The sequence below is a fragment of the Paenibacillus sp. MAH-35 genome (assembly GCF_058135425.1).
This window is the reverse complement of record NZ_JBYUPU010000003.1, coordinates 1-15,979: the sequence shown is the minus strand read 5'-3', so window position 1 is coordinate 15,979 and position 15,979 is coordinate 1. Positions and strand designations below refer to the sequence as shown.

The window sequence follows — 15,979 nt, the reverse complement described above, 5'->3', positions numbered from 1 at the left end:
GGCGGGACCGGATATAATGGAAGCGATTAGCGCCAACCGGTGTTCGTTGAAACTAACGCCTACTATCACCGCCGGAATCGCGAATCCCGGCGGTTTTGCCGGTTACGCCAGCACGGAGAAAGAGAGAGGATACAGATCCGATGAGTAAAAAGCTGCTATATATCGAAGACGACGCCGACATCGGCAGGTGGGTGAACGAAGATTTGACCGATCGCGGGTATAAGGTCGTCTGGCTAACCTCGGGGGAAGGTGCGCTTGAACATATGGCTGGTACCGACCTCGTCGTACTGGACGTCATGCTGCCCGGCTTGGACGGATTCACGATCGGTCAACGGCTGAAGAAAGAACATCCGGACACGCCCATCATCATGCTGTCGGCGCGAACCGGGCTGGAGGACAAGCTTCACGGGCTGTTGTTCGCCGACGATTACGTGACGAAGCCGTTCCACCCGGACGAGCTCGCCGCGAGAATCGACGTCCAGTTGCGGCGTTTCGGCAAAATCGTCCCGTCGTTCGTCCAGCTCGGCCATCTGCAAGTCCACCTCGAGCATAACCGGCTGATCGATACCCGCACGGACGAGGACATCGTGCTGACCGGCAAACAGTTTCAAATCTTTATGTTTTTGCTTCGCCATCCGAACCAGATTTTAACGAAGGAACAAATCTACGAGTCGGTGTGGGGCGAGCCGTATTTGGACGGGGATAAGACGCTTATGGTACACATCCGCCATCTTCGCGAGAAGCTCGAGCGCGACCCTGGATGTCCGGATATTATCGAAACGGTGCGCGGCATCGGCTACAGGGTCCGGTTATGAAGTTCCGCAATTCGCTGCTGGCCAAATATTTCATTATCGTGTTTATCGCCTTGCTGATCTGGCCGATCGTGTTTCCCGCGATCGCTCTCGTCGCTTATATAAGAGAAACGCTCTACATGAATGAACAGCTGAAAACGAACATCTACGCGAGCGCCAGAGAGCTGGAGCAGATGTGGCACGAGGAAGCGAAAGCGCTCGACGGAGCGGGGGCGGAGCAGATCGACCGCAGGCTGGGTGAGCTGAAGGAGGCTTATCCGCGGGCATCGATGTTCTGGGTCGACGGCGGCGGGACGACGCGACTGCAGCTGCCGCGGCAGGACAACCTCCCTGGCAGATGGAACTATGCGGACAGCATTCAGTTTATGAAAATCAGCTACGGCGGGGACCCGTTTACCGTAGTCGCTTTTCTCGGCGGGCAGCCGGGGCAAGGGTTTATGACGCTGCAAGTTCCGCGTTCGATTATGGCGGAGAATGTGCTTAACCGAATGGACGAGCGGATCTCGGCAGCGGTCGTTTTGAGCCTGTTTGCCGTTTTCCTGTTCGCTTCGTGGCTGTTCTTCTACCGGATTCGCAAACGTCTCGTGTATTTGCAGGAAGCGATGACCGAATCGGACCCTACGGGCATCCCCAGACCGATCGCCATTCATAAGAAGGATGAGATCGGACAGCTGGAGCTGGCGTTTAACCGGATGGTGGAGCAGTTGATCGCCAGCCGGGGGCGGGAGCGGGAGGAGGAGCATTTGCGCAAGCAACTGATCGCCAATTTGTCGCACGACCTGCGCACGCCCCTAACGACCATTCGCGGTCATGCCTATACGCTTCACAAAGAAACATTAACCGAAAAAGGGAAGCAGTCGCTCGGCATTATGGAAGCGAAAGTGGACGATATGGCCCAGCTTATCGATAATTTGCTGTCATACACGCTGCTGTCGGCCGGCAAATATCCGCTGAAGACGACCGGGACGGACGTCCTGCGGCTTGTGCGCACTTCGGCGGCCAGCTGGTTTCCGGTTCTGGAGAGGGAAGGGTTCGAGATCGATGTCGATTTGCCGGAACAAGCGCTTCTGTGGCAGGTCGATCCGCAATGGTTCACCCGCATTCTCGATAATCTGCTGCAAAATGCGGTGCGCCATGCGAAAACCGGAAAATACATCGGAATCCGCACAGAGCCCAGGCACGGTACGACCACCCTGCTGATCGAGGACCGCGGGCCTGGACTAGAAGCGGCATCGGCGGAGTCTGGCGCCGGGATCGGACTGACGATCGTGTCCTTGATGGTGAAAGAGATGGAGATGGGCTGGGAGACGGTCAGTTCGCCGCAAGGAACGGCGGTTTATTTGTATATGAAAAATTTAAACGAAATTTAAACGAACGCTTTTCTTTGTTTTAACCTTGGGGCGCTACGATATACCCGAGGTGATCGAAGGTGAACGAACCTGTCATACAGACGAACGGTTTAACGAAAACATACGGCTCGAGAAGAGCGGTGAATCAAGTTCAACTGGAAATCGGAAAAGGCGATATTTATGGCTTCCTCGGGCCGAACGGCGCGGGCAAAACGACGACGATCCGCATGCTGCTCGGACTGATTAAGCCGACCCAGGGAACGATCCGGATATTCGGCAAAGAGCTGCGGAAGGAAAAGCTCGCCATTCTCCGCAAAGTAGGCTCCTTGGTGGAATCGCCGTCCTATTACGCGCATTTGTCGGCTTACGAGAATCTCGAGGCGATCCGCCGCATACTGGACGTGCCCCAATCAAGCATCGGCGAAGTGCTGGACATCGTGCGGCTGACGAAGGAGGCGAAACGCCCGGTAAAAGGGTATTCGCTCGGCATGAAGCAAAGACTGGGCATCGCGGCGGCGCTGCTCGGCAGCCCGGAGCTGCTCATACTGGACGAGCCGACGAACGGACTCGATCCGTCCGGCATTCTGGAAATCCGCGAGCTGATCAAAAGCTTGCCCAAGGAACGGGGAATAACAGTGCTCGTCTCCAGTCACCTGCTCAGCGAGATCGAACAGATGGCGACCCGCGTCGGTATTATCCAGCAGGGCACGATGCTGTTCCAGGACTCGATCGGGGCGCTTCACCGGCAAGCGCAGAGCAGGATTCGGATCATCGCTTCCGAGCCGGAATCCGCGCTTCGCCGGGTCATAGCGGCAGGCTGCAAGGCGGAGCTGGCCGGCTCGGCGCTGCTGCTGGAGCATCTGGACGACGGCAAAGTGGCGGCTCTCGTGGAGACGCTGGTTACGGCGGGCCATTCGATCTTCCGGGTGGAGGAGAGCAAGAAGTCGCTCGAAGACGTGTTCCTCGAACTGACCGGTGAAGGGAATTCGAGCTTATGATGATGGGGAAACTGCTGGCCGCCGATTTTTTGAAAATCCGCAAAAAGATGATCTGGTTTCTTATCTTTCTCGCTCCCGTCGGCGTCGTTTCGCTTCAAGCCGTCAATTACGGCCTGCGCTACGACTATCTAATGAAAACGACGGAAGCCGACCGGTGGGGAGGGCTGCTCGGCGGCATTCATTTTCTGCTTACCCCGGCCCTACTGCTCGGCATAGCGATCATCGCTTCGATGGTGGCGAATATCGAGCACCAGATGAATGCATGGAAGCAGCTGCTCGCCCTGCCGATCCCGAGAACGAGCGTGTACGCTGCGAAATTCGCTCTTGTCGCCCTGCTGCTGTCCGTCTCGTGCGTGCTGCTCGGGATTGGAACGGTCCTGCTCGGCACAGTGCTCGATCTTGGGGATAAGGTGCCTTTGACCGAAGTGGTGAAGCTGGCGTTGTATCCGTTCGCCGCGTCGCTGCCGGTGCTGGCCTTGCAGCTATGGCTGTCGTTGACCATCCACAATCAGGCGATACCGCTGACGGTTGGAATAGCCGGATCGATCGTGTCGATGTTCGTCAGCCCTTCGGCGTGGGTCGTCTGGTCTTGGCCGACGGGCAAGCCCGAATACTCGGCAGGGGCGGGACTTGCCGTCGGAATCGGCTTGCTGCTGCTCGGGATGATCGACTTTACGCGACGGGATGTGAACTAGGATGAAGACATGGATCAATGTGCTGCGCTCCGAATGGCTGAAGATGCGCAAATCGAACATATGGCTGCTCGTATTCGTCAGTCCCCTGCTGGCCTCGCTCATCGGGATCGGGGAAAGCTCCGGCGAAGCCGGGCCGCAGTGGGAATATACGTACGCGATGATGGCAATGCTGCATGCCATGCTTTTTTTACCGCTGCTTACCGGCGTGTTCGCCGCTTTCGTATGCCGCTACGAGCACGCCGGCGGAGGCTGGAAGCAGTTGCTTGCGCTGCCTGTCTCGCGCTCGTCGCTGTACATGGCCAAGTTTACGATTGTCCTTGCGCTACTTGCAGTCACTCAGCTGCTGTTCGTGGCCGGGCTGCTGATCGTAGGGAGGATCAAAGGATTCGAAGCTGCGGTTCCTTGGGAGTTGATACTCCGCGGTGTGTTCGGGGGTTGGGTCGCCGCCGTGCCGCTCGCCGCTCTGCAGCTGGCCGTATCGGTCGCTTGGGCGAGCTTCGCGGCCCCGCTGGCGCTTAACGTGATCTTCACCCTTCCGAATATGCTTGTCGCCCAATCCGAGCAGTATGGCCCGTATTATCCGTGGGCCCAGCCGATGCTGTCGATGCTGCTGCCTCCGGAGGGCGGCTTCGGGGCGTTTAACGTGCCTTTGGAGACGCTGGTGTTTGTAATCGCAGGTAGCTTCGCTCTGTTTTTCGCCGCCGGGCTTTCGTATTTTATTCGTAAAGAAATATAGGCCGTTTACCCCCGATTGCTGCCGGCCCCGGTAGTTTGGTATAATGGAGTGTATGCGCGAAAATCGGGAGGGTCAACATGTCGCAAAGTATGGACAGGCAAAGCATGATTCGTAACTTTAGTATCATTGCTCATATCGATCACGGCAAATCAACGCTGGCGGATCGGATTTTGGAATATACCGGAGCTCTGACCACACGCGAAATGCAGGATCAGGTGCTCGACAATATGGATCTGGAGCGGGAACGCGGGATCACCATTAAGCTGCAGACGGTTCGCCTCGCCTACCGGGCGGACGACGGCCTCGAGTATATATTGAACCTGATCGACACGCCGGGACACGTCGACTTCACTTATGAAGTGTCCCGCAGCCTTGCCGCCTGCGAAGGCGCGCTTCTCGTCGTCGATGCGGCGCAAGGGATCGAGGCGCAGACGCTGGCGAACGTATATTTGGCGCTCGACAATAACCTGGAAATATTGCCGGTTATTAACAAGATCGATTTGCCGAGTGCGGAACCGGAACGGGTCAAACAGGAAATCGAGGACGTCATCGGGCTCGACGCAAGCGAAGCGGTTCTCGCCTCCGCCAAAGCGGGCATCGGGATTAAGGAGATCTTGGAGCAGATTGTACAAAAGGTGCCTGCCCCTAACGGGGACCCGAATAAGCCGCTAAAGGCGCTTATCTTTGACTCGTATTATGATGCGTACAAGGGCGTTATCGTGTACGTGCGGGTTATCGACGGTACGATCCGCAAAGGGACTCCGATCCGCTTTATGGCGACCGGAGCCGAGTTCGACGTGATCGAGGTCGGGGCGTTTAAGCCGCGCATGACCGCGGTGGACGAACTGACAGTAGGCGATGTCGGATTCGTCGTGGCCGGGATTAAAAACGTGAAGGATACCCGAGTCGGCGATACGATTACCGATTCGAGAAATCCCGCTGCCGAGGTGCTGCCCGGCTACCGGAAAATCAATCCGATGGTTTACTGCGGTCTGTATCCGATCGATACGGCCGATTACAACGATTTGCGCGAAGCGCTCGAGAAGCTGGAGCTGAACGACGCTTCCTTGCGGTACGAGCCGGAGACGTCGACGGCGCTGGGCTTCGGCTTCCGCTGCGGCTTTCTCGGACTGCTGCACATGGAGATTATTCAGGAGCGGATCGAGCGGGAGTTCAACATTCCGCTGATTACGACGGCGCCGAGCGTTATTTTCCGCGTTACGCTGACGAGCGGGGACGTGCTGCTGATCGACAATCCGTCGAACTACCCGGAGACGGGGCGGATCGACTTCGTCGAGGAACCGTACGTGAAATCTTCGATTATCGTACCGAAAGATTACGTCGGGGCGATCATGGAGCTTTGCCAAGGCAAACGCGGCGAATTCATCAATATGGAATACTTGGATACGACCCGGGTTACGCTCATTTACGATATGCCGCTGTCGGAGATCGTGTATGACTTCTTCGATCAGTTGAAGTCCAGCACCAAAGGTTACGCTTCGTTCGATTACGAGGTGTCGGGCTACCGCCAGTCGAATCTGGTCAAGATGGACATCCTGCTTAACGGCGAGCAGGTGGACGCGCTGTCGTTCATCGTTCACCGGGAACGCGCCTACAACCGTGGACGCATCATTTGCGAGAAGCTCAAAGATATTATTCCTCGTCAAATGTTCGAAGTGCCGATCCAAGCGGCAGTCGGGCAGAAGGTGGTCGCTCGCGAGACGATCAAGGCGATGCGCAAAAACGTTCTGGCCAAATGTTACGGCGGCGACATCTCGCGGAAGCGGAAGCTGCTTGAGAAGCAGAAGGAAGGCAAAAAGCGGATGAAGCAGGTCGGTAACGTCGAGGTTCCTCAGGAAGCGTTTATGGCGGTGCTGAAAATCGACGAATAGCGTAAAGCGAATAACCGAAGCGAAAACGGAAAAGAGATGAAGTGTCCGAGGCAAGAGGCTGGAATATGCGCTCCACCCGCTCGTTGAACTCGTGTCCCTTAGGATTGGATAGCAGGTAGGGACACGAGTTCAAATGCGGGCCTGGTGTGATTTTGGCGAGTTCATGCCAAATTCACACTCAAACTTTGCGCCGCATATTTCCATCCTCTTTCGGTGTTTCAGGATCTCTTTTCCGTTTTCAAGGTTATTCGGATTTAATTGCTATTCGTCGATTCGGGGTGGAGTAGGAAGGAAAGGAGTGTGACAGCATGACACAGAAGCAAACATCGGATACTGCCCATGTACCAGCAACCGGACAGATCATCGATTTGGCGCGGGATGACCAGGGGATCGAGCGGAACGAGTACGTTCAGGCGCCGCCCCGGGCGGTATATATCCATATCCCGTTCTGCACGAACAAGTGCCACTATTGCGATTTTAACTCGTATGTTGTGCAAGGCCAGCCGGTGATGGACTATTTGTACGCGCTGGAGCGGGAGATGGAGCTTACGGTGAAGCGTCTGCCCGCCGAGCGGATCGAGTCGATCTTCGTAGGCGGCGGGACGCCGACGGTGCTGACTCCGGAGCAGATGAGATTTTTCCTTCGTACGGTTAACACTTATTTCGCCGACCGGACGGCGGATTGCGAGATTACGATGGAAGCGAATCCCGGGACGACCGATCCGGACAAGCTGGCGGCGATGCGCGAAGGCGGTGTGAACCGGATCAGCTTCGGCGTACAGTCGTTCGACAACGCTCTGTTGTCGGCGATCGGACGGATTCATAATACGGACGACGTGTACCGGAGCATCGAAAATGCCCGCGGCGCCGGGTTTGACAATCTGTCGATCGATCTGATGCTCGGCCTTCCGAACCAGACGACGGCGAAGATGAACGCGACGCTGGACGAGGCGCTGAAGCTTGATCTGGAGCATTACTCCGCCTACAGCTTGAAGATTGAAGAAAATACGCTGTTTCACAAGCTGTACCATGCCAACAAGCTGCCGCTGCCGGACGAGGACGACGAGCTTGAGATGTATGAAACGGTCATGAAACGAATGAAGCAAGCGGGCTATGGGCAATACGAGATCAGCAATTTTGCCAAGCCGGGACGGGAAAGCCGGCATAACCGGACGTATTGGCGCAACCTCGCCTACTACGGACTGGGCGCGGGCGCCCACGGATACGCGCAGAGGCAGAGACACGTCAACATCAAGGGCGTTCAGGCTTATATCGACGCCTGCAAGGACGGTTTGCCCGTGAAGGAGCGTCACGCGGTCAGCCGGCAGGAGGCGATGGAAGACTTTATGATGGTCGGCCTGCGGCTGCTGTCCGGCGTGTGCAATACGGAGTTTCACCGGATGTTCGGCATCCGGATGGAGGAGCGGTTCGGAGAGAAGCTCGGCTCGCTTGTGGAACGCGGGCTGCTCTTGGCGGAAGCTGGCGGCTACCGGTTATCGGAGCGGGGAATTTTGTTCGGCAACGACGTATTCGGATCGTTTCTGGAAGACGAATAAACCCGGAGCAAAAGATCTGCATCGCTGGACAAAATTTATATTGCATAAATCCGTAGCTGAATGTATATTTATTCATATTAACGTTCAGCAACAGGTGGGAAGCGTCATGACCGTATCATGCAGAAGAGCGACGACGGACGATGTCGGGTCGCTATACGACATTATTCAATCCTACGCGGAAAAAGGGATTATGCTCCCCCGCTCCAAAGAAGCGCTCGCTCGTCAGATCGACACGTTCGTCATCGCCGAGTACGAGGGGCAGTTCGTAGGCTGCGGCTCCTTGTTCCGACTTGGACAAGACCTGGTCGAGATTCGTTCGCTCGGCGTAACGGACGGCTACAAAGGCCAGGGCATCGGCCGCAAGCTCGTCACATTTTTGACGGACGAAGCCCGGGAGCAGCGGATTCCGAAGATTATGGCTTTGACTTACGAGGTCGCTTTTTTCGAGAAAATCGGGTTTACCGTCGTGCCGAAAGAGATTTTTCCGGAGAAAGTTTGGACCGACTGCGTCAATTGCAAAAAACAAAATAATTGCGACGAAATAGCAGTGCTGAAGCGCCTTGACTGACTTGACAAGGTGCTTTTCTTTTTGGTAACTTAGTTATAGGTTTAGCACTCCTTTCGATTGAGTGCTAACGACAGACGCTTTGCTTGGAAAGGGAGGTCCCGCGTCATGTTATCGGAACGCCAGAAATTGATTTTGAGCGCCATTGTCGATGATTACATCCGTTCGGCCGAGCCTGTCGGGTCACGTACCATCTCCAAGCGGGGCGATGTCGGATTTAGCCCGGCGACGATCCGCAACGATATGTCGGATCTGGAGGAGCTCGGCTATTTGGAGCAGCCTCATACGTCGGCAGGCCGCATCCCTTCCCAGAAGGGATATCGGTATTACGTCGATCATCTGATCAAGCGCGGGCATTTGCCGGCTGCGGATCTGGATATGATGAAGCTGTTTTTCGCAGAAAAATTGCAGGAAATGGAACAGATGATCCAGCATGTCGCGGTCGTCTTGTCGGGAATGACCAACTATACGTCCATCGTGCTGGGACCCGAACTGCTGACTACGACGCTGAAGCATCTGCAGATCGTACCGCTGAACGAGTCGTCGGCCGTTGCGATTATCGTAACCAATACCGGGCATGTGGAGAACAAGATTATCACGATCCCCGAAGGGATGCCGGTTCACGAAATCGAACGCATCGTCAATATGCTCAATTCGCGATTGTCCGGGGTGCCGCTGTTTCATTTCAAAACCCGGCTGTACAATGAGATCAGCACGGAGATGGGACGTTACGTGTCCAAGTATGAAGAGCTGATCCGGATGATCGAAAGCGTGCTGCAAAGCGACGAGGACGACCGGATCTTCGTCAGCGGATCGACCAATATGCTCACCCAGCCGGAGTTTAAAGACGTAGACAAGGTGAAGGGCATCCTAGATCTGTTCGACGAATCCCATACGCTGGTCCGGATGTTTTCGGGCGCCTCGCCCGGCATACAGGTGAAGATCGGCGCGGAGAACAGCCTTGAAGCGATTAATAACTGCAGTTTGATTACGGCATCCTATTCGATAGACGGGCAACTGCTCGGAACGATCGGACTGCTGGGACCGACCCGTATGGAATATGGCAAGGTGATCAGCCTGCTGGACCATCTGTCGAAAGATATGGCCGTCGTGCTGGCCCGCTGGTATAGATGATCTGCGGATCGGGCGGCACTCCGGCCTCCGGAGAGGATCAGGAACGATGAAACAGCCGAACCATGAAGGAGAAGAGCGTCACGCGGCGCTGCTCAATAACGCCGCTGCCATACGAGCGATCTGCTCCGCCGTGGAAGGCACGCTCGGTCCGAAGGGGCTGGATACGATGCTCGTCGGACCTTCCGGGGACGTTCTCGTCACCAATGACGGTGCGACCATCCTGGAGAAGATGGACGTTACCCACCCGGCGGCCCGTATGCTGGTGCAGGTAGCCCGCTCACAGCAGGAGCAGATCGGAGACGGGACGACGACGGCCACGGTGCTGGCCGGCGCGCTTGTCTCCGAGGGCGTCGCCCAAGTAACCCGGGGAGTGCCTGTCGCCAAAGTGGTGCAGGGGATTCAGGAAGGGGTCCGATTCGCCGCAGAGCGGATGCATGCTCGTTCGCGGGCGGTGAACGGTCCCGACGATCCGATCCTGTACCAGATCGCTTACGTGGCCGGGCGGGAGCAAAGCGATATCGCCGAGCTTGTCGTCGAGGCCGCTAGGAAGCTGGGCGGGGGCCGATTGTCGGAGGACGGGTTCCGGTTCGCCGATCTCGTCAGTTCCCACGAACGCCGGCACAACGAAGTGTGGCCGGGGCTGCTGCTGGAGCAGAAGCCGTATCAGGCTCACCAATTCGAGACCGAATATGCCGGCTGCTCGGTTCTCGTCCTGTACGATGCACTGGAGCCTGATAAGCTGGAGGAAGAAGCGCTCGTAACGGAATCCGGATTCCAGACGTTTATGAAGCTGAAGGAACGGTTCGCCGAACATTTGCGCAAGCTGCTTGCCTTGAATATCCGGCTCGTCGCGACGGATCGGAGCGCCGATCCGGAAGCGGAGCAATTTTGCTCCGATCACGGGATCATGCTGCTGCAACGGACACCGAAACGGGAGCTGGAGCGGCTCTGCGAGTTTACCGGGGCGAAGCCGGCCAGACGGTCGGCGCTCGGCAAGCCGGAGGACGAACTGTTCTCGTATATCGGGCGCTGCGCCGCGTTGTCCTACGACGGGCGCATCCGCAGAGTCCGGGTGTCAGGCGGAGCCGGGAAGCCGACCGCCACGGTGCTCGTCGGGGCCAGTACCCGCGAAGTCGTCGGCGAGCGGGCGCGCATCGCCAAAGATGCGGCGGCGGCCGTTCAGGCCGCCATTCGCGGAGGTTACTTGCCCGGCGGCGGTTCCGTTGAGCTGGCGGTCGCCCACGAGCTGGAGCGATATCGCGAGACGGCTACCGGGCTGGAAGCGTTCGGCCTGGAAGCGGCCGCTCACGCGCTGCGCAAGCCGCTGGCGCAAATTGCTCTGAACGCCGGATTTAATCCGCTGGAGAAAGTAGAGGCGGTCAAAGCCGCACAGCTTGCGGAGCAGTCCGACTGCCACGGCATCGATTGCGATACCGGATCGGTCACGGACTGCCTGGCGGCGGGGGTCGTCGATCCCGCGCCCGTCAAGATGCATGCGCTGCGGGCAGCCGGAGAAGTTGCGGCTGCGGTGCTGCGCATACATACCGTAATTAAAATGAGATCCGATGAATGACGTCGGGATTGACAGGAGGAAGTTGCAGTGACGGAACAAGAGAAGCAGGCTACGCTCGATCAGGAGGAACTAGTAACGGAAACGGCGGCCGAAACCGGGCAAGAAGAGACCGGTACTGCCAGCGCGTCGGCAGAGGCCGGAGCGGAGGACGGCGTCAAGGAGCTGTCGGAAGCGGAGCGCCAACTGGAGGAACAGCGGAAGCTGGCGGATGAGCATTATCAGCGGTATTTGAGAACCCAGGCCGATTTCGACAATTTCCGGCGGCGTTCCCGTCAGGAGAAGGAAGACTTCGCCAAATACGCTTCCGTTAAGCTGATCGAGCAGTTGATTCCGGTTATCGATAATTTCGAACGCGCCATCACTGCCTCGAAGGATAACACCGATCATGAAGCTCTGTTAAAGGGCGTTGATATGATATATCGCCAGTTGGATCAGGTGCTGGTCCAGGAAGGGCTGCAGCGGATCGAAGCGGTCGGCCGGCCGTTTAATCCGGAGTTCCATCAAGCCGTAATGCAGGTAGAATCGGAGGAGCACGAAGAAGGCACGGTTGTCGAAGAGCTCCAAACCGGGTATATGTTAAAAGATAAAGTCATTCGCCCGTCGATGGTTAAAGTTAGCGGTTAATTTTCTCGCTTGCGATAGTCGGCGTCTAATCTATAGGAGACAATTAAGGAGGAACATCAGATGAGCAAAGTGATTGGTATTGACCTTGGTACAACGAACTCTTGCGTGGCTGTTATGGAGGGCGGAGAAGCCGTCGTTATCCCTAACGTTGAAGGCAATCGTACAACCCCTTCGGTCGTAGGTTTCAAGAAGGACGGCGAGCGCGTCGTCGGCGAGACGGCCAAACGCCAGGCGATTACGAACCCGGATCGCACTATTATTTCGATCAAGCGTCACATGGGTACGAATCATAAAGAAAAAATCGACACCACCGACTATTCGCCGCAAGAAATTTCCGCAATGATTCTGCAAAAGCTGAAAGCCGACGCCGAGGCTTACTTGGGTACGTCGGTAACACAAGCGGTCATTACCGTTCCGGCGTATTTCAACGACTCCCAGCGTCAAGCTACGAAGGATGCCGGTAAGATTGCCGGTCTGGAAGTGCTCCGGATCGTCAACGAGCCTACGGCCGCGGCGCTTGCTTACGGTCTCGACAAGCAGGAAACGAACCAGACGATTCTGGTATACGACCTTGGGGGCGGAACGTTCGACGTGTCCATCCTCGAGCTCGGCGACGGAATCTTCGAAGTGAAAGCGACCAGCGGCGACAACCGTCTCGGCGGCGACGACTTCGACCAAGTGATTATCGACTATTTGGCAGCCGAGTTCAAAAAAGAGCACGGTATCGACCTGAGCAAAGATAAAGCGGCGGTTCAACGTTTGAAGGATGCAGCCGAGAAAGCCAAAAAAGAGCTGTCTTCCGTTCTGACCACGACGATTTCCCTTCCGTTTATTACGGTAGTGGACGGTGTTCCTCAGCACTTGGAAGTAAACCTTAGCCGCGCCAAATTCGAAGAAATTTCCGCTCCGCTCGTCGAGCGTACGCTTGGACCTACTCGTCAGGCGCTCAGCGATTCCGGCTTGTCGCCAAGCGAGATTCACCGGGTTGTCCTGGTCGGCGGATCGACACGGATTCCGGCCGTACAAGAAGCGATCAAGAAGCTGATCGGCAAAGAGCCCCATAAAGGTGTTAACCCGGACGAAGTCGTTGCTCTCGGCGCTGCAATCCAGGCGGGCGTACTGACAGGCGATGTCAAGGATGTCGTACTGCTCGACGTAACTCCGTTGTCGCTCGGGATCGAGACGGCTGGCGGCGTATTTACGAAAATGATCGACCGCAACACGACGATTCCTACAAGCAAATCGCAAGTATATTCGACGTATGCGGACAACCAGACCAGTGTTGAAATTCACGTGCTGCAAGGCGAGCGCGCGATGGCTTCGGACAATAAGACGCTGGGCCGGTTTATGCTCGGCGATATTCCTCCGGCGCCACGCGGCATTCCGCAAATCGAGGTTACGTTTGATATCGATGCCAACGGGATCGTAAACGTATCGGCTCTCGATAAAGGAACGGGCAAAAGCCAAAAAATTACGATTACTTCGTCCAGCGGTTTGAGCGACGATGAGATCGATAAGATGATGAAAGATGCGGAGGCTCACGCCGAGGAAGACCGCAAGCGCAAAGAAATGGTCGAAGCCCGCAACGAAGCGGACCAATTGGTCTACTCCGTCGACAAAACGATCAAAGATTTGGGCGACAAAGCCGATCCGGCGGAAGTCGAGAAAGCGAATGCCGCTAAGGAAGAACTCAAAAAAGCGCTCGAAGGCAGCGATCTCGAGCAAATCAAAAAAGCGACCGAAGCTTTGACCGAAGTCGTGCAGCAGTTGTCCGTCAAGCTGTATGAGCAGGCTACTCAGGCACAAGCCGCTCAAGAAGGCGGTGCGGCAGGCGGCGCTGGCGCCGAAGGAGCCAAGCGCGACAACGTCGTGGACGCGGACTACGAAGTCGTAGACGACAAAAAATAAGCGGGCGCAGGACGAACGATCGTCGGAGTCAAAGCCGGGGGACCCTCGGCTTTGACTTTCGTTTTGCGAGTGGAATAAGCTACAGAGGATAACTTCACTTTTTGGGGTATTTTGGGGGTGGTGAAACGGTGAGCAAACGCGATTTTTACGAAGTGCTTGGGGTTAGCAAGGAAGCGTCCGAGGACGAGATCAAGAAAGCGTACCGCGGGTTGGCGCGCAAGTATCATCCGGACGTCAACAAAGCCGCCGACGCGGAGGAGAAGTTCAAGGAAGCGAAAGACGCCTATGAGGTGCTGAGTGACAGCCAGAAGCGGGCGAACTACGACCGTTTCGGACACGCCGACCCAAACCAGGGAATGGGCGGCGGCTTTGGCGGGCAAGATTTCGGCGGCTTCGGCGATATTTTCGATATGTTTTTCGGCGGAGGCGGGGGGCAGCGGCGTAATCCGAACGCTCCTCAGCGCGGCTCCGATTTGCAATATACGATGCAGATCGAATTTAAGGAAGCCGTATTCGGCAAAGAAATGGATATCCAAATCCCGCGCACCGAGTCGTGCGATACGTGCCACGGCTCCGGAGCGAAGCCGGGGACAAAACCGGAAACTTGCAGCACCTGCCGCGGCAGCGGGCAGCAGGAAGTGGTGCAAAACACCGCATTCGGCCGGATCGTCAACCGTCGGGTATGTTCGACCTGTAACGGCCAAGGCACGACGATCAAAGAGAAATGCTCGTCGTGTCACGGCGCAGGGAAAGTGAAGCGCCAACGCAAGATCAACGTGAAAATCCCGGCGGGCGTCGACGATGGGGCGCAGCTGCGCGTATCCGGCGAAGGAGAAGGCGGGACGAGAGGCGGTCCTCCGGGAGACTTGTACATCGTGATCCGCGTCAAGTCTCACGACTTCTTCGAGCGGGAAGGCGACGATATTTTCTGCGAAGTGCCGTTAACGTTCGTTCAAGCGGCGCTCGGCGACGAGATCGAGATTCCTACGCTAACCGAGAAGGTCAAGCTGAAGATCCCGGCCGGTACGCAGACGGGGACCTATTTCCGCCTGAAAGGCAAAGGCGTTCCCAGACTTCGCGGTTACGGACAAGGCGATCAGCAGGTGCGGGTCGTCGTCGTAACGCCGACGAATTTGAACGAGCAGCAGAAAGACCTGCTCCGCGATTTTGCCAAAGAAAACGGCGAGCATACGCATGAGCATAACGAGTCGATTTTCGAACGGATGAAAAAAGCGTTTCGGGGCGAATAGTTCCCGCATCTATAGCCATTCGATCAGCTAACAGGCTGGTGGAATGGCTTTTCGTGCGCTTGGCAGCGCTTCGACTAAGGAGTGAAAGTCTCCTCTACACCGCGTGGCGGCGGAAGTAGTAGCTGACGCATAGTGCTCAGTCCGTGAGGATGGGTGCGGAGGTAGCGAAGGCAAACCCCGGAACAGGCGGCAAACCATGATGGCTGACGGAGTCGGATAACCTTGCGAAAAGTGGGAATGTCCAATACCGCTACAGACCCCGTAAGTTAGGAGGACTGGATTCGGGTGAAAGTCGAATGACGTGACCCAAGGAGAGTTCATCGTTTCCACCGCAAGGTGGTAAACCCTGATCAAAGCCGAGAAGGACAAGACAGGACTATGGATGGTGAGCAGTCAGACGTAGGGATAGTAGCGAATAAGCTTACCTGAAAGGCCGCAAGGGTAAGTGAAGCGGCGCTAAGTCGCCGCTGCAAGCTTTGACCCAAAAGGCGGAGACTTGTGCGAAGCCCGAAACCAGGGAAGAAGAACGATTGAGGGAAACCATGTGCCAGGCAGGAGCCGGGGAGCCACGAAGAGCGTAGAGCCGGGGAATGAACGTAAGGAGAAGCCGTCTGGGGCGAGTACCGATGGGGAATCGGAGATTGCCGTAAGGCTACAAACCGAAATCCGAAAGGGAAGGAAAACGAGCATGGGGAACCAGGAGAAGGACAATCGATCTCGTGAGGGAGTAAAGATACAAGAAGGACGAAAGTGGTATAGCCTCATCGATAAGATATGGGCGAAGCCAAACATGGAGGAAGCCTTCCGAGAGGTGAAACGGAACCGAGGTGCAGCAGGGATCGATCAAGTGACCATTAAGGCATACGAGTCAGAGTTGGAGCACCATC

At 56.4% G+C, this 15,979-nt stretch carries 13 protein-coding genes and 1 pseudogene; all 14 read left to right on the top strand.

Annotated elements, in window-relative coordinates; translation table 11 throughout:
- Positions 1-140: 140 nt before the first annotated feature.
- Positions 141-815, top strand: coding sequence for a response regulator transcription factor (locus tag AC3Y2E_RS03655; RefSeq protein ID WP_379207262.1), 675 nt, complete (start codon positions 141-143; stop codon positions 813-815).
- Positions 812-2,182 carry a HAMP domain-containing sensor histidine kinase gene (locus AC3Y2E_RS03650; protein WP_379207260.1) on the top strand — a complete coding sequence of 457 codons (1,371 nt, stop codon included), beginning with the start codon at positions 812-814 and terminating at the stop codon, positions 2,180-2,182. Before AC3Y2E_RS03655 ends, AC3Y2E_RS03650 begins: the two co-directional genes overlap by 4 nt.
- A 59-nt stretch (positions 2,183-2,241) precedes the next feature.
- Positions 2,242-3,159 (top strand): ABC transporter ATP-binding protein, encoded by a 918-nt coding sequence (locus AC3Y2E_RS03645; RefSeq protein ID WP_379207258.1) that lies wholly within the window; start codon positions 2,242-2,244, stop codon positions 3,157-3,159.
- Entirely contained in the window at positions 3,156-3,854 is a 699-nt protein-coding gene (locus tag AC3Y2E_RS03640) for an ABC transporter permease (RefSeq protein ID WP_379207256.1), read from the top strand. Before AC3Y2E_RS03645 ends, AC3Y2E_RS03640 begins: the two co-directional genes overlap by 4 nt.
- A 1-nt stretch (position 3,855) precedes the next feature.
- Complete coding sequence (locus AC3Y2E_RS03635) at positions 3,856-4,590, top strand: ABC transporter permease (protein ID WP_379207254.1); 735 nt, start codon at positions 3,856-3,858, stop codon at positions 4,588-4,590.
- A 77-nt stretch (positions 4,591-4,667) separates the two neighbouring features.
- Complete coding sequence (gene lepA, locus AC3Y2E_RS03630) at positions 4,668-6,482, top strand: translation elongation factor 4 (protein ID WP_379207251.1); 1,815 nt, start codon at positions 4,668-4,670, stop codon at positions 6,480-6,482.
- Between the two features lie 308 nt (positions 6,483-6,790).
- Positions 6,791-8,038 (top strand): radical SAM family heme chaperone HemW, encoded by a 1,248-nt coding sequence (gene hemW, locus AC3Y2E_RS03625; protein ID WP_379207249.1) that lies wholly within the window; start codon positions 6,791-6,793, stop codon positions 8,036-8,038.
- Between the two features lie 106 nt (positions 8,039-8,144).
- A complete protein-coding gene (locus AC3Y2E_RS03620) occupies positions 8,145-8,606 on the top strand; it encodes an N-acetyltransferase (RefSeq protein WP_190929520.1) in 462 nt (153 codons plus the stop codon).
- Positions 8,607-8,711: 105 nt separating this feature from the next.
- Positions 8,712-9,737, top strand: a complete 1,026-nt coding sequence (hrcA, locus tag AC3Y2E_RS03615; protein ID WP_379207246.1) for a heat-inducible transcriptional repressor HrcA — start codon at positions 8,712-8,714, stop codon at positions 9,735-9,737.
- 46 nt (positions 9,738-9,783) lie between these two features.
- Positions 9,784-11,310 carry a TCP-1/cpn60 chaperonin family protein gene (locus tag AC3Y2E_RS03610; RefSeq protein ID WP_379207244.1) on the top strand — a complete coding sequence of 509 codons (1,527 nt, stop codon included), beginning with the start codon at positions 9,784-9,786 and terminating at the stop codon, positions 11,308-11,310.
- 27 nt (positions 11,311-11,337) lie between these two features.
- Positions 11,338-11,934: a nucleotide exchange factor GrpE gene (gene grpE / locus AC3Y2E_RS03605; protein ID WP_190929523.1), complete on the top strand. Its 597-nt coding sequence runs from the start codon at positions 11,338-11,340 to the stop codon at positions 11,932-11,934.
- 60 nt (positions 11,935-11,994) lie between these two features.
- The gene (dnaK, locus tag AC3Y2E_RS03600) at positions 11,995-13,842 is read left to right on the top strand and encodes a molecular chaperone DnaK (protein WP_379207241.1); all 1,848 of its coding nucleotides are present in this window, start codon (positions 11,995-11,997) and stop codon (positions 13,840-13,842) included.
- Between the two features lie 128 nt (positions 13,843-13,970).
- Positions 13,971-15,092 carry a molecular chaperone DnaJ gene (gene dnaJ, locus AC3Y2E_RS03595; RefSeq protein WP_379207239.1) on the top strand — a complete coding sequence of 374 codons (1,122 nt, stop codon included), beginning with the start codon at positions 13,971-13,973 and terminating at the stop codon, positions 15,090-15,092.
- Between the two features lie 688 nt (positions 15,093-15,780).
- Positions 15,781-15,979 (top strand): annotated as a pseudogene (locus tag AC3Y2E_RS03590) (hypothetical protein); the annotation flags it as partial.

Coding starts and splice junctions, on each gene's coding strand:
- AC3Y2E_RS03655 (WP_379207262.1), top strand. CDS start 141: ATGAGTAAAAAGCTGCTATATATCGAAGACGACGCCGACATCGGCAGG.
- AC3Y2E_RS03650 (WP_379207260.1), top strand. CDS start 812: ATGAAGTTCCGCAATTCGCTGCTGGCCAAATATTTCATTATCGTGTTT.
- AC3Y2E_RS03640 (WP_379207256.1), top strand. CDS start 3,156: ATGATGATGGGGAAACTGCTGGCCGCCGATTTTTTGAAAATCCGCAAA.
- AC3Y2E_RS03635 (WP_379207254.1), top strand. CDS start 3,856: ATGAAGACATGGATCAATGTGCTGCGCTCCGAATGGCTGAAGATGCGC.
- lepA (WP_379207251.1), top strand. CDS start 4,668: ATGTCGCAAAGTATGGACAGGCAAAGCATGATTCGTAACTTTAGTATC.
- hemW (WP_379207249.1), top strand. CDS start 6,791: ATGACACAGAAGCAAACATCGGATACTGCCCATGTACCAGCAACCGGA.
- AC3Y2E_RS03620 (WP_190929520.1), top strand. CDS start 8,145: ATGACCGTATCATGCAGAAGAGCGACGACGGACGATGTCGGGTCGCTA.
- hrcA (WP_379207246.1), top strand. CDS start 8,712: ATGTTATCGGAACGCCAGAAATTGATTTTGAGCGCCATTGTCGATGAT.
- AC3Y2E_RS03610 (WP_379207244.1), top strand. CDS start 9,784: ATGAAACAGCCGAACCATGAAGGAGAAGAGCGTCACGCGGCGCTGCTC.
- dnaK (WP_379207241.1), top strand. CDS start 11,995: ATGAGCAAAGTGATTGGTATTGACCTTGGTACAACGAACTCTTGCGTG.